Raw genomic sequence first — 14571 nt, 5'->3', positions numbered from 1 at the left:
TATGGCAAATTATGAGGTTAACAACCCCTTAAACTTAATTTAATTCCTATGGCTATAAAAAACGAACTATCAATTCTTACCAAAGCTGAGCAGCTTGATCTATATTCTCCGCCGCTATTATCACTTGAACAACAACGATTGTATTTTACGCCAAACGAGATCGAGTTAACAGAGTTGAAAAGTATTCGCCTAAGGAACCACCGATGCTATTTCATTGCGTTATTAGGGTATTTTAAGTCTAAGCCTGTGATTCTTTCACCTAGCTTTAACCTCATCTTTGACGATATGCAGTTTATTTCAACGCAAGTTCAAGGAGGCAAAGGGATCAGGCCTTTCAGCATTAATAAGATGCAGCGAGACCGTATATATCAAAGAATACTGAGGTTATTAAACTATCAGAAATGGGACGAAAGTCTGCACTTTGCGCCGCTGTACGAACATCTTGTTATGGTCGGCAAAGCTTGGCTTGAGCCTCGTTATCTATTCGATGCAGCCGCTGAATATCTAGCAACGCATAGAATTGCCATCCCTAAATATACTGTCTTACAAAAGCTTATCAGTCGTGTTATCCAACAGGTCAAGAAGGCGTTAAATAATAAGCTTCGTATTCATGTTTCATCTGAACTACACGGATTTCTAAATACTATTATCGATGACAAAGATGGGCTCTCCTTAAGCCAGCTTCGAGCCGGTGCAAAAAGCGTTATGGTGACAGAGCTAAAAAAAGAACTGACGGTGTATCATCAGTTACAGCCTTATACAAGACAGATTGATAATGCTGTTAAGGGCTTAGCCTTATCGTCTAAAAACCAACAACACTTCGGTGAAATGGTGGATTATTATGGCAGTAAACTAAAACGCTTTAAGCGTCCACAGCAACACCTATGGTTGCTGTGTTTTCTGACTCAACGCATACGGCAAAGCCTAGAGCGATTGGCTGATGGGTTTATTCATCATATCCGTAAACAACAAGAAGCTGCGCATGCGTTTGCCCAACAGGCAGTGTTTGACTCATGGAGGTCAGCTGCAGACAATGTCACCAAAGCCGCAGAATTACTGCATCTGTTTGTTGATGACAGTATCGACGATAATCAACCATTTGCAACGGTTAGGCAACAAGCATTAAGTGTAATGAATAACCAAGATATAGAAACGCTATGCCTGTACTTAAAAAAGCAAAAACGCACGGTAGAAGAATATCAATGGCAATATTATGATGATCAAAACGGGTTAATTGAGCAGTTATTAAGGCCCGTGTTTCTATGTCTTGAATGCCAAGCAGGTAAAGGCTCAGAAGCATTAGTGACCCAGCTCAAAACCACAAAAACAGAACTATTAGCAGGTAATACATTGCAAACAATGGATAGTACACTTATCCAACAAAAACATCGTCCATGGTTAATTAACAAGGATGTTGTTCATCCACAGCGATACGAATGGTTGCTTTACCGTCAACTGGCTTCTCGGCTTAATGGTCGAATTTACTTATCAAACGTCACTAAATATCGTGCGCTAGAAGACGACTTAATTGCATCGTCAATACAGCCTGATCTATTGGCATCATCAACATTGGAAAAGCTAAAGCAGCCGATTCAGAAGCTACTGCAAGTAAAACAAATACGCTTAACAACATCCCTAGAAGATGTTGCTCGTCACATTGATAATGGTGATAACCGCAATGTGATCATGAAGAGCCGAAGTGGCACACGATGGCGACTGCCAGTTAAAGGCTCCCAATCACTTGTCAACAACCCTTTCTTTAAACAAATGATCCCCGTCAGTATTGCTGATGTGTTGCGTTATGTTGAACAAGAAACCAACTTTATGCAATGCTTCGCACACGTGCTGCCAATACAAAAACAAGTAGGCGCCAATCAGGATGATTTATTGGCTATTCTAATTGCGAATGCGACACATCGCGGCGTATATGGGATGGCACAAATATCTGATCGCAGTTATGAGCATCTAAGCACTATACAAGCTAATTATATTAGGCCTGAAACCTTGCAAGAGGCTAGTGATATCATCAATAACGCAGTAGCGGCACTCCCTATTTTCCGCCACTATCACATCCAAGAAGACGTCCTGCACGCCAGTACCGATGGGCAAAAATTTGAAACTCACCTTGAGACTTTTAAAACTCGCTACTCCTCGAAATACTTCGGCACCAACAAAGGTATTACGGCCATGACGTTAGTTGCCAATCATAGTGCGTTAAATGCCCGTATCATAGGATCTAATGAGCATGAGTCCCATTATATTTACGACTTACTACAATCTAATACTAGTGATCTTAAGCCAGATGTCCTCTCAACCGACACCCATGGTGTTAATCATGTTAATCATGTTAATTATGCCTTATTGGATTTATGCGGTTATAGTTTTGCGCCTAGGTATGCTCAGTTCACCAGTGTGATCAATGACCTATTTAACGTAACTGAAAGCGACGACGGAAACACGCATCTGGCGCTGAAAAAGCCGATAAAAATGAATGTGATTGAAGAAGGCTGGCAGGATATTCAGCGTATTGTGTTATCCCTTCAAGAAAAACGCACAACACAGGCATTGCTAGTACGCAAATTATCTGGTTATCCATCTAGACACCCTATATTACAAGCATTAACGGAATATAATAGGCTCATCAAAGCCCAATATTTACTTGATTATATTGATGATGCAAGTCTGCGCCAATATGTTCAACGAGCACTGAACCGAGGCGAAGCCTGGCATTTCCTCAGGCGAGCTATTGCATCGGTCAATCGTGACCAGTTCCGTGGAAAAAACGAATCAGAAATAGTCGTCTGGAACGAGTGTGCCCGTTTGACGGCAAATGCTATTATCTACTTTAACTCGATGATCCTAAGTCATCTATTACTGCACTTTGAAGAAGTTGGTGACGAGGAAAAAGCAGCAATAACTCGACAAGTATCACCCGTTGCATGGCAGAACATTAATCTGAGCGGCACTTATCAGTTCGCTAGTAACCGCAAACTACCTGATTTACAGGAAATAACTAGGCCTATTGTTGAAAATGAAGTCTAAAATGAAAGGTAACCCAGCTCCACAAGCCATTAACTGCGAGGGTTGTGGCGATTTATGTTACTTTAGAGGGGAAAATCCCTAGAACCCCGAAATGGCAGGTATAACCGTTTGGAATCCTTTCAAGATAATCTTGGTGCTCAGGCTCGGCTTGCCAAAAATCACCAACAGGCTCTAGCTCTGTCACCACCAGCCCTGGCCATAGACCAGAGGCATTAACGTCATCAATAGTCCTCAAGGCCTCTTGGCGCTGCTCATCAGAAGCATAATAGATAGCTGAACGGTAGGATGAACCTCGATCATTACCTTGCCTATCGCTTGTTGATGGGTCGTGAATTTGAAAGAAAAACTCTAGAAGTTTCCGAAAACTGATAGTCTCGTTATCGAATATGATCTCAATCCCTTCTGCATGACTGCCGTGGTTTCTATAGGTGGCATTTGGTACATCCCCACCCGTATACCCGACGCGCGTCGATCTGACTCCCGGGAGCTTACGGATGAGCTCTTGCATCCCCCAAAAACAACCTCCAGCTAAAACTGCTTGTTCATTTGCCATTAGGATGTCTCCTCCACTTGATCCAAATATCTACCATAGCCTTCGGTTTCCATTTCATCGCGATGAACAAAACGTAGAGACGCTGAATTTATGCAATAACGTAGTCCACCACTATTAGTTGGCCCATCAGTAAAGACATGTCCAAGATGACTATCTCCGTGTGTTGACCGTACCTCTGTACGAACCATGCCGTGGGTAGCATCAGTAAGCTCATTGATGTGCGTTGATTCAATCGGTTTAGTGAAACTCGGCCAGCCACAACCAGACTCAAACTTGTCAGAAGATGCAAATAAAGGCTCACCCGAAACGATATCGACATAAATACCTGGCTCATGGTTATGAAGAAGTTCCCCTGTACCTGGTCTCTCTGTACCATTTTGCTGGGTGACTCGGTATTGTTCTTGCGTTAATGCAGTGACCGCATCAGCAGATTTTTTATATACAGTCATATTTGCCTCTTTTTCAGTTAACGATTCATGGTTTGAATGATTATTCGCTTCTACCTCTAAGACAGTTAAGGTCTTTGCCTGACTCGATAGTAAAATGTTTATGATTAGAGGATTTCTGGCTCTTAAAGCCACTGGCGTAGCGGTGGTACAAATAACCAACAATGTGAACCAGAATCAGGCACATGATGATTTTTCCAAGCGCAACATGAAAATAGAAACCCAGGCCAGCAGCATAAAATTCTCCACGGACAACCGGTATCGGAATATCAAATAAATACACGCCATAGGGGGCTGCTTGAAAATAACCACTCACAGATAAGCAAATTATTGCAAGATACAACATGGTATGAGTAGTACGGGCAATGACCATTCGAGGGAGTGGTAACGCTTTATAGTGCCTTGAATATAGTGCCGAAAAACGTACGACTAATCTTACAAAAATCAGAAAGAACAAGATGACACCAAGAGATTCATGGTGAGTGTATAAAAGCCATTTAATCGTGTTGGTATCCTTCATATTTGTCATGAGAAGGCCTGAACCAAGCATTGCAAAAACAATGATGGCCATTATCCAGTGAATAAATTTCAGCATGGTGTAATTTCGACTAAAGTCCGCTCATGAATAAACTTCTATTACGGTAGAGATTAGGAAAAAATCATTCAACTGACCTATAAATAGAGGTCGTAGCGTCATTTTTAACAAATGGGCTTTCATACACTATCTCCAATTTTTTCCAACATTTTCGTTGCCTCCGCTACCACCCCAAATAGAACCTGAATGATTCGACATAACTGTTCCTTACGACTACCTTATCCATTCCAGATCGAAACCCCAGAGTCACGATTCAAAAAGTCACAATGCCATACAAGAGACGATGATAGCTCAGTTTCTAGTGCTGTTCGCCAGGAAGTTTAATCACGACCATTTTTTCTTCGCTCATGTCGTGCATGGTGTAGGCGATCCCCCCGACGTTGTAGCCCGATTGCTTACGCCCGGCAAAAGGCATCGAATCCACACGAAAGGCCGTGTGGTCGTTAACCATAACAGCTGCTGCTTCCAGCTCATGCTGTGCTCTTAAGACTACATTGAGGTTATCGCTAAATACCGATGCCTGGAATGAATACGGCACATCGTTGGCTCTGGCGAACGCTTCTTCGATGTTATCGTAGCTATACACGCAAACCACCGGCCCAAAAATCTCAAGCTGCGACACCTTCAGTGAGTCATCAGGATTATAGATTACTGTGGGTGCATAGAGTGTTTCAGAAAGTGCTTTGCCGCCGCATAAAATGTCTGCGCCGTTAGCCTTGGCTTCTTCAACCCATTCTTCGACTCGTTTGCATTCGGCTGGACGAATCAGTGGTCCACAGTCGGTATTAATATCGCGAGCATCACCAACTACCAATTGTTCCGCGTGCTCAGCCAACTGAACGGCAAGCCGCTTTGCAATACTCTTATGCGCATAAATTCGCTGTACCGAAACGCAAACTTGACCTGAGTGATAAAAACCACCTTTGGCCAGCAAAGGAATCATCGAACTAAAATCTGCTGTTTCATCCACGACGACGGGAGCTGCGCCACCATGCTCCAGTGCACAACGCGTACCGGGTGCTAGCTGACTGCGCAGGTACCACCCAACTTTGGCTGAGCCTATAAAAGAGAAAAAAGCGGTACGTGGATCACTGACTAGGCGCTCAGAATATTTACGATCAGCCACAAAAAAACGACACCACTTTTCGTCAAGCCCTGCTTCATGCAGTAACTGTACAAAACGCTGCGCACTTAACGGGGTATCGTTTGCTGGTTTTATCATAACTGGGCAACCCACTGCCACTGCAGGTGCGACTTGATGCACGATTAAGTTGAGTGGGTGATTAAAAGCAGAGATTGCCACGACTGGACCAATGGGTTCCCTATAGGTGAAAGCCATACGTCCTGAACCCGCCGATGTTAAATCCATTGGGATTTGATTACCCCTAAGGTGCAATAGTTCTTTTACGCAAAGCTCCACTCCATCAATTGCACGGGTCACCTCCACCTTGGCATCTTTAAGCGGTTTGCCACCTTCACTGGCAATCAATAAGGCTAGTTCATCCGCTTCTTGGCGCATTAGTTCTGCGCAACGCATAAGAATAGCGCTACGTTCATGAGCTGCCAGATGCTGAGACTTATCTTTGTGCAAATCACTAGCTTGCTGAAGATAGGCATCCAACTCGCTCCACTCAGTCTTTTCTACTTCACCTATAGGTTCTTGATTAAGAGGGTTTAGGACAGTAATTTTGCTCATAATAGACACGCCTTGGCTGCAAGCTCATCAATAAGGACCCGTTGATTTTCTGAATAGTCTACTGGCACGTCTATAAGGTGAACACCACCTTCATTGAAGGCTTTATCAAAAGTACCAATGAATGAATCGGCACTTTCTATACGATGCGCTTTAGCACCATATGATTCGGCATATCGCACAAAATCGGGGTTGTTAAACTCCAAGCCCCAATCACTAAAGCCTGCATCTTGCTGTTTCCAGCGGATCATGCCATAAGAGCTATCATTGAGTATCATTACAACCAAATTTAGTTTCAAGCGTAATGCGGTCTCTATCTCTTGAGAATTCATCATAAAACCACCATCACCACAGATGGATAATACTCTTTTTTCCGGGTTAAGCATGGCCGCCATCATAGCAGAAGGTAGACCAGCACCCATTGTTGCCAGTGCATTATCCAACAGCACAGTATTAGGTTTATATGCTTTATAATTACGGGCATACCAAATTTTATAAACACCGTTATCAAGTGCAATAATGCCCTCCTCTCCCATGACCTTACGGGTATCAGCCACAAATCGTTGCGGCATCAGTGGGAACGCATCACTCTCGCTTTCTTCGGCCACATGGGCTTCGATTTCCTGACGGATACGTTTAAAGTAATCCATTTCGGCACAACGCCAGCCCTCTAGTTTTTGGCTGAGGCGCTTAACCGAACGGCCGATATCGCCTACAACTTCCAATTGTGGGAAGTACACCTCATCAACCTGTGCCGCACGATAATTAAGATGAATCACCGTCTTCCCTTCCGGCGTCATAAAAAAGGGCGGTTTTTCAACTACATCATGACCAATATTAATAACCAGGTCGGCACGCTCAATCGCGCAGTGCAGGTAATCACCGGTGGATAGCGCTGCGGTTCCCAAAAAATATTCGCAACGCTCATCTATTACCCCTTTACCCATTTGCGTATTGAAGCAGTAAATGCCGGTACTCTCCGCGAATTTAACCAGCGCCTCACAGGCACTCTGACGATTCGCTCCGGCCCCCAGTAAAAGCAGTGGCATTTTCGCTTGCTTAATCAAAGACACAGCCTGGTCCAGAACCGCGTCGTCAGCCACCGCATAGTGACGTACACTAGGCTCTAGCACACAGGTATCAGTTTCTTCAGCCGCAATATCTTCCGGTAGCTCGAGTAAAATAGCGCCCGGGCGTTCCTCTTCTGCGCGACGAAACGCTTCTCGTACCAGCGAAGGAATGGTATTGCCGTGAACAATTTGTTTGCTCAATTTACAAATAGGTTCAAACAGTTTCACCACGTCTATGATCTGAAATTGCCCTTGCTTTGATTTTTTTATCGGCTTTTGCCCGGTGATCATGATCAAGGGGAAGGCGCCTAAGTGCGCATACGCAGCAGGCGTAGCAAAATTCGTCGCGCCAGGGCCTAGTGTGGCCATACAAACCCCTGCTCTACCCGTTAAACGGCCATAAGTGGCAGCCATAAATCCAGCGCCCTGCTCATGACGAGTTAATACCAGTTCAATGCTCGATGTCCGCAGAGACTCCAGTACGTCAAGATTCTCTTCTCCAGGGACAGCGAAAATATGTTTAACACCTTCTTTTTCCAATGCTTTGACTAAGAGGTCTGAGGCTTTCATAAATTCTCCTTTGAATTTTTCTGCTGTGAATTGGTTTAATTGATTTATTGAAACTCAGTTAATGCTTCGACCTCAGGATACAGATCATCCATTGGGCAGGATTTACCACTGTTTTGCACAATTCGGACATGATAGCGTTCCAACTGACGAGGTCGGCTGACGCCACATGAATGAGCAATAACCTCCACTTCGTGGACCATATTTCGATGGTAATTGGCAACTTTCACCGCCTTGTCAGCAGGGTTAAGCCCTTTTTGAAGGTGCTTGTCGTGCGTGGTAATTCCTGTTGGGCAGGTATTTTTATTACATTTGAGAGCCTGTATGCATCCCAACGACAACATAAACCCGCGTGCAGAATTCACAAAATCAGCCCCAGAGGCCAAAGCCCATGCCACATCAGAAGGTGTAATTAGTTTGCCCGAAGCAATGACCTTTATATCCTCGCGTAACGAGTATTTGGCTAAGATATCGCAGACTAAAGGCAAACTTTCGCGAACAGGCAAACCGACATTATCCATCAGTGACATAGGCGCTGCGCCAGTACCGCCATCACCGCTGTCTACGGTAATAAAGTCTGGAGCATATTCCATGCCTCGCGCCTTTATCCGCTTCGCGAGTGTTTCTAGCCAACCATAAGAGCCAATAACCGTTTTAAAGCCCACAGGTTTTTGGGTAATGCTCTTGACCCGTTGGATAAAATCCAGTAGCTGGTCTACATTGCCAATTTCCGGATGACGATTCGGTGAAATCGAGTCTTCACCAACCGGGATACCGCGAATAGACGCAATTTCTTCGGTAACTTTGTTACCTGGCAAGATTCCACCTTTACCCGGTTTCGCACCTTGGCTCATCTTGATTTCGAACATCTTGATTTGGTCTTTTTCGGCCAGGGCCCTAAGTTTATTGTCATCAATACCGCCATCTTGTGTGCGCAATCCGTACTTGGCAGTTCCAATCTGAAAGACAATATCGCAGCCACCTGCCTCGTGGTATGGTGATAAGCCGCCTTCCCCTGTGTTCATCCAACAATTGGCCTGTTTCGCTCCGCGCGCCAACGCTGTGACAGCTGGCCCGGACAGCGCACCAAAACTCATTCCAGAAATATTGAAAAAAGAAGGTGCTTTGTAGGGATTAGCAGAACGCGCACCAATAAGCAAAGGTTGAGGAGGCGTCGCGTCGCCCTCCAGCGTAGGAAACGGACAATTTACGAAAATAACCGTGCCCGTTGGATTGATATTTTTTGTCGAACCAAAGGCTATCGTGTTGTCAGTATCTTTTGCCGCACCATACACCCAGTCGCGCTCTGCCCGATTAAAAGGCATTTCTTCACGATCCATCGCAAAGAAGTACTGTCTGAAAAACTCGCCCAAGGTACTAAATAAGTCACGGAACCGGCCAATTAACGGGTAATTTTTTCGAATTGCATCTTTTGTTTGGGCCATATCGCTAATAGCTAGCACAATGGCCATTAGTATTAGCAATCCAACCACCACCAGAAATGAAGTCGCCAAAAAAGAAAAAATAATGCTGATATAGTCCGCCATTTACCAATCCCCCTACTTATTAGTTATGTTGTTTAATGTATTGTTGCCATGCTCTCAGGTAAACATGGCACGATTCATTTCAAGAATCGCTTCCTTGGACGACTTCCCACAGCGAATCAATAAAGTACTCTTTAGGGTCTGAAAAATGCGCAACCACTTCAAAGCCGGTTTTTTGACTCAGAAAATCAATGTCACTTTTAAGAAACTTAAATGAGTATTCCAGATGAATCGGCTCAAAAGCATCGAAATGGAAAGAACGTTCTAGTGCAGAGACATAAACGTCTTGTTCTTCTGTCGCCAGCACGTAGCTCTCCATTGCCCCCAGGACCGGGCTGTAAACGCCGAAATGCTGGAACTTGTTAATATCAAAGTTTCCGCCCAACTCTTTATTAATCCGACTTAAGAGATTGAGATTGAAGTCCCTGGTATGGCCGGCAGAGTCGTTATAAGCGGAAGTCAATACACCCACATCTTTCTTTAAATCAAAACCCAGCAACACGTGGTCTGATGCATTCAGATTCATCCACAACTTTCTTAAGAAACCCTGATTCTGAACACGATCGAAATTACCAATATTTGAACCTAGAAATAACACTAGCTGCTTGTTAGTTGATGTCCGCCTTACAAAACGAAGGCCTTCGTGGTACTCGGCGACGATGCCGTGAATCTTCAAGTTTTTGTGCGGTACAATATTCTCTCTCAACAGTAACATTGCTTTCTCAGATATATCGATAGGGTAAAAATTTACTTTACGGTTAGCGCTCAAGAACCCATCAATTATCAGCTGGCTTTTGTGACCATCGCCCGCCCCCAATTCAATGATATCGATCTCTTGCCCCTCAATCATTTCAGGCAGTTCACGTTTGATCATATCAAGAATGTTATACTCTGTGCGGGTAGGATAATAATCATCGTGTTGAGTGATGTTTTGAAAAATCTCGCTGCCGACATCGTCATAGAAATACTTTGCAGAGAGATTCTTCGGCGTAGCACACAGACCTGTCAGCACATCAATGGCAAACTGCCCTTTCTGCAGCTTGTCATCGGCCAAACCTTGGTTAGTTAGTATTGTAATCTCCACTACATTTCCTTAGTTAAGGGTATGCCGAAAGACATCCATCATTATTAGCTCTAATAATCGTTTCATTAGAAGTGACGGCGATGACCTAGAGGCATTGAAGCGCGTCTGTGAGACTTGATAGAACGCCGTTTACTATCTTTCTCTTATCTTCTTTCTGGCGTTTTTGACTGGATGACTCATCCTAACAACATGTTCCGAAGGGGAGAAATAGAGTTTTGTTGTCGCACCATAAACACAGCTTATGGTGACTGTGACCTGTCCAAATATTATGCTACTTCAAGTCATACATTGTGGATTGACAAGAAACTGACAACAGGCTTTTAGTCAGTACGAGCCCAATAAGCACAACCACATCGACACATCGACACAGATATTGATGAGATGAAGAACGAATAGATCAAGACATTCTATTTATACGAAAGACATATAAATATTGATTTCTGCATCTATGAAAATGGCCTATGTCGTTATGTTTGCAATAGAGGGTCAATAACCTTCAACCAATCTGCTAAGATTGATTTGTGATCAACAGGCACTTTACCAGCGTTATTGATAAATACTGTGGGTGTTGCCCAAACTGCTTTTGTTGCTGCGTACCTAATCGGGGTGCGAGCATCAATGTATATATCGCTATCGCTCATTCTTTTAAGAAATTTAGCGCGATCTACACCTGAATGCTCCTTGGAAAAGTTAGCCACTAGTTGCCGTAAATCGTCATGCGTTTTATGCAAAAACGGTGCATTGTAAAACTGCTCCTGACGCTCGTATATAAAAGTGGCAAAGTCATAAAACTTTTTAGCATCACCATCTGCCATGGCAAATAAACCTAAACTCATGTCCCAGGCTTGCCGGTGATTACTCAGTGTAATCATATGTACTTTTAAGCTGACAGGTTTACTCTTGTAGTGCTCTAAAACATTAAGCAAAGTTGGCCAAATCATACGTGAATGCGGGCATTGAATATCAACAAATACATCAATAGTGACTAGGGCAGCAGGGTCTCCTAGAAGAAAACCGCTTGGGCGATGGGGAATAGGTATGGTCATAACAATTGTGGCCTCTACAATAATTTAGATCGACGTAAATAAATTTTATAGCGCCAATCAGCCGACACTGTGGCCGACTGGTGCACGTCCAACATAAGCATCAACTAATGGGCTGACAGAAATACTAAAAGAATATTCAATATCTCTAAGTGTTACAAACTCTTCGGCAGCCGTCGGATGAATACCAATAGTTACATCGAACTGTTCTTTAGTTAACGCTGCTTTTACTGCGACAGCAAAACCCTGAATAATTTCTCCGGCATCGGGCCCTACCATGTGCATACCAATGACTTTTTGACTATCTTTGTTAACCAACATGCGCATTAAGATGCGTTCTTCATTACCCGAAAGCGTATGTTTCAAATGTTTAAATTCTGATTGATAAACATCTACTGACAGGCCTTGTTTCCTTGCAGCTTCTTCTGACAATCCAACCGTTCCAATGTTCGGTTGGCAGAAAATCGCTGTTGGGATATTATCATAGTTAATTGTTTTGTTATTAGCGCCATATTGTTGATCGACAAAAACCATGGCCTGAGCTGTTGCCACTGGTGTTAACTCAGGCGTACCAATAACATCACCCAAGGCAAAAATTGAAGGTAAAGAAGTTTGAAACCGCTCATCAGTCACAATGGTCGCGTTATCATGAGTTTTGATCGCAACGTTTTGCAAACCAAGATTATTCGTTAATGATTTACGCCCGGTTGCATACATCACCTGATCAGCAAGGAAAACCTCATCATTGTCTAGAGAGCATTGCAGCTCACCATTCTCTAGTTTTTCAATAGCCGTAATATTAGTGGAATAATGAATATTCACGCCCTTCTTTTGCATCTCATTCGCAACGAATTTTGCTGTCGGCTGGTCAAAATTACGTAAAAGTTTTTCACCCCGATAGATTAAATGCACCTCCACACCCAGGCCATTCATGATACTGGCAAATTCAACAGCAATATAACCGCCACCAACAATAACCATTTTAGTCGGTAATTCTGGTAAAAAGAAAACCTGGTCAGAACTGATCACATGCTCTGACCCCGGAAATTCAGGCACACTAGGTGTAGCACCAACGGTAACAAGAATTTTTTCTGCCGTAACGGTTTCGCCATTAACTTCTACACTATTTTCCGATGCTAAACGCGCACGACCATAAATAATATCTACACCGGCATTTTCTAACAGGTTTTTATAAATGCCATTTAAGCGCTTAATCTCTTTGTTTTTATTATCAATTAACTTCCTCCAATTGAATGAGCTTTCACCTAAATTCCAACCAAACCCGCTAGCATCCTCTAAATCTTCTGAAAAATGCGAGGCGAAAACCAATAATTTTTTCGGAACGCAACCCACGTTCACGCAGGTGCCTCCTAAGTATTTTTCTTCAGCTATGGCTACTTTTGCACCCGTTGCTGCAGCCATACGAGCGGCACGCACACCACCCGAACCGGCACCAATTACAAATAAATCGTAGTCAAATTCGTTACTCATTTATTGTCTCATTCTTTTGTTTATTGATTTTTTCATAACACTGTTCAACCTAAACCAGATACTTCGATTCGAGAATTCTTACAGTTAACCGGAAACATGTCACCATTCACTGTAGATCCTTTGTTAATCGTATTCCAGAAAACATCCACCTTTGATGAGCTTGGTAGAAATTTCGGTAAGTATGACGGTAATGTCCAGGTGGCGTGGCAATGCATCCGCCTTTTAACACAAACTGATTACACATGAACTTGCCATTGTATTCTTCAAGCATCCCCTTGAACGGCTTATAGTTCGGGTAGGGAGAGTAGTGACTCCTGGTCCAGCACCACACCTGACCAACATTACTATTAGCTGAAAGAGGGTGAACACTATGCTCAGCATCTGCAACTACATGTTCAGGAAACTTTCTTAAGTAAATTTCCAGTTCTTGCTCAGTCGGAAGCCGATAGCCTTTCCAGTTGGCAAAGGCATCAGCCTCAAAATAACTGATATGTGTTACCGGAGCATACAGGTCTAATAGCTGCTTGCCATGCAGAGTAAATTCATACCAAGTATCATCGACCATCTCCCAATAAAGTGGGTATTGAACCTGCTCATTGGTTAGCCAATCCCAGCCTTGACTCAACCAATACCGAGGGGTTGAATACCCGTCTTCATTGATAAATTGTAGGTATTCACCATTGGTTACGGTGTTTTCGCTCACGGTAAACGGATGAATGTAGGTCTTGTGTTGTGGCTCTTCATTGTCATAAGCAAACCCCTCTCTATGATTTCCTACTTCATAAACGCCTTCATCAAAGTACTTCCAGTTATCTACGACAACCCGGGCCTTGGGTAGAGGCTTATCAATATAGGCTGGAGAAATAGGATTTGCCCCCAGAATAAACTTAATATCCATATATAAGAGCTCCTGATGCTGTTGCTCATGATGCAGGCCTATTTCTAATATGGTATCGATGTCTGGATGAAGATTACCCATGTGTAGAAACTCAACCATTTTTTTATCTACATAGGCCCGGTATTCCATTATATCGTCTACGGTAGGCCTTGATAAAATACCTCTATCTCCCTGTAACCAATGCGTACCGGCAGACTTATAGTACGAATTAAACAACAATCGGTATTGGTCATTAAATCGAGTAAACCCTTGGAAGAAACGAACGAGTATCAATTCCTCAAAAAACCAAGTGGTATGCCCTAAATGCCATTTCGGTGGACTCACCTCAGTAGTCGGCTGTACGACGTGATCTTCTTTTTCCAGGCGGCTACATATCTCAGTCGTATAATTACGAATTGTTTGATATCGGCAGATGAGTTCCTCTATGCCTGATCTCTCGCTGCTCTTAACTGAATGCATAAGCTACCCTTACCACGACCGTGAGTATTATCCAAATACTAGACTATACCTCCAAATTCAGGCATCTAACGATCATCACAGCGTTT

At 43.4% G+C, this 14571-nt stretch carries 11 protein-coding genes; 1 reads left to right on the top strand and 10 read right to left on the bottom strand.

Annotated features, from left to right (window positions below; translation table 11 throughout):
- Positions 1–48: 48 nt before the first annotated feature.
- Entirely contained in the window at positions 49–3042 is a 2994-nt protein-coding gene (locus tag AC0L6H_RS06145; protein WP_473393141.1) for a Tn3-like element ISKox2 family transposase, read from the top strand.
- A 52-nt stretch (positions 3043–3094) separates the two neighbouring features.
- Here AC0L6H_RS06145 and msrA read toward each other — a convergent pair whose 3' ends face one another.
- The 10 genes from msrA to egtB form a co-directional block, all read right to left on the bottom strand.
- Complete coding sequence (gene msrA, locus AC0L6H_RS06140; RefSeq protein WP_473393197.1) at positions 3095–3595, bottom strand: peptide-methionine (S)-S-oxide reductase MsrA; 501 nt, start codon at positions 3593–3595, stop codon at positions 3095–3097.
- On the bottom strand, positions 3595–4044 hold the full coding sequence (gene msrB, locus AC0L6H_RS06135) for a peptide-methionine (R)-S-oxide reductase MsrB (RefSeq protein WP_473394473.1): 450 nt from the start codon (positions 4042–4044) through the stop codon (positions 3595–3597). The genes msrA and msrB overlap by 1 nt, the downstream gene beginning before the upstream one ends.
- 40 nt (positions 4045–4084) lie before the next feature.
- Positions 4085–4636 carry a cytochrome b gene (locus AC0L6H_RS06130; RefSeq protein ID WP_473393196.1) on the bottom strand — a complete coding sequence of 184 codons (552 nt, stop codon included), beginning with the start codon at positions 4634–4636 and terminating at the stop codon, positions 4085–4087.
- A 298-nt stretch (positions 4637–4934) separates the two neighbouring features.
- A complete protein-coding gene (locus tag AC0L6H_RS06125; RefSeq protein ID WP_473393195.1) occupies positions 4935–6332 on the bottom strand; it encodes an aldehyde dehydrogenase family protein in 1398 nt (465 codons plus the stop codon).
- Entirely contained in the window at positions 6329–7969 is a 1641-nt protein-coding gene (locus AC0L6H_RS06120) for an acetolactate synthase large subunit (RefSeq protein ID WP_063529314.1), read from the bottom strand. Before AC0L6H_RS06120 ends, AC0L6H_RS06125 begins: the two co-directional genes overlap by 4 nt.
- 44 nt (positions 7970–8013) lie before the next feature.
- Positions 8014–9513 carry an FMN-binding glutamate synthase family protein gene (locus AC0L6H_RS06115; RefSeq protein ID WP_473393194.1) on the bottom strand — a complete coding sequence of 500 codons (1500 nt, stop codon included), beginning with the start codon at positions 9511–9513 and terminating at the stop codon, positions 8014–8016.
- Positions 9514–9592: 79 nt separating this feature from the next.
- On the bottom strand, positions 9593–10594 hold the full coding sequence (locus AC0L6H_RS06110; protein WP_473393193.1) for an L-histidine N(alpha)-methyltransferase: 1002 nt from the start codon (positions 10592–10594) through the stop codon (positions 9593–9595).
- A gap of 467 nt (positions 10595–11061) precedes the next feature.
- Positions 11062–11640: a DsbA family protein gene (locus AC0L6H_RS06105; RefSeq protein ID WP_473393192.1), complete on the bottom strand. Its 579-nt coding sequence runs from the start codon at positions 11638–11640 to the stop codon at positions 11062–11064.
- Between the two features lie 57 nt (positions 11641–11697).
- Positions 11698–13128 (bottom strand): glutathione-disulfide reductase, encoded by a 1431-nt coding sequence (gene gorA / locus AC0L6H_RS06100; protein WP_473393191.1) that lies wholly within the window; start codon positions 13126–13128, stop codon positions 11698–11700.
- A gap of 106 nt (positions 13129–13234) precedes the next feature.
- The gene (gene egtB, locus AC0L6H_RS06095; RefSeq protein ID WP_473393190.1) at positions 13235–14485 is read right to left on the bottom strand and encodes an ergothioneine biosynthesis protein EgtB; all 1251 of its coding nucleotides are present in this window, start codon (positions 14483–14485) and stop codon (positions 13235–13237) included.
- Positions 14486–14571 lie beyond the last annotated feature (86 nt).

The organism is Glaciecola sp. G7-5 (assembly GCF_055808975.1).
This window is presented reverse-complemented; position numbering and strand designations above follow the sequence as displayed.

Bases quoted from the DNA above. Each gene is read 5' to 3' on its own strand.
- AC0L6H_RS06145 (WP_473393141.1), top strand. From the start codon at position 49: ATGGCTATAAAAAACGAACTATCAATTCTTACCAAAGCTGAGCAGCTT.
- msrA (WP_473393197.1), bottom strand. From the start codon at position 3,595: ATGGCAAATGAACAAGCAGTTTTAGCTGGAGGTTGTTTTTGGGGGATG.
- msrB (WP_473394473.1), bottom strand. From the start codon at position 4,044: ATGACTGTATATAAAAAATCTGCTGATGCGGTCACTGCATTAACGCAA.
- AC0L6H_RS06130 (WP_473393196.1), bottom strand. From the start codon at position 4,636: ATGCTGAAATTTATTCACTGGATAATGGCCATCATTGTTTTTGCAATG.
- AC0L6H_RS06125 (WP_473393195.1), bottom strand. From the start codon at position 6,332: ATGAGCAAAATTACTGTCCTAAACCCTCTTAATCAAGAACCTATAGGT.
- AC0L6H_RS06120 (WP_063529314.1), bottom strand. From the start codon at position 7,969: ATGAAAGCCTCAGACCTCTTAGTCAAAGCATTGGAAAAAGAAGGTGTT.
- AC0L6H_RS06115 (WP_473393194.1), bottom strand. From the start codon at position 9,513: ATGGCGGACTATATCAGCATTATTTTTTCTTTTTTGGCGACTTCATTT.
- AC0L6H_RS06105 (WP_473393192.1), bottom strand. From the start codon at position 11,640: ATGACCATACCTATTCCCCATCGCCCAAGCGGTTTTCTTCTAGGAGAC.
- gorA (WP_473393191.1), bottom strand. From the start codon at position 13,128: ATGAGTAACGAATTTGACTACGATTTATTTGTAATTGGTGCCGGTTCG.
- egtB (WP_473393190.1), bottom strand. From the start codon at position 14,485: ATGCATTCAGTTAAGAGCAGCGAGAGATCAGGCATAGAGGAACTCATC.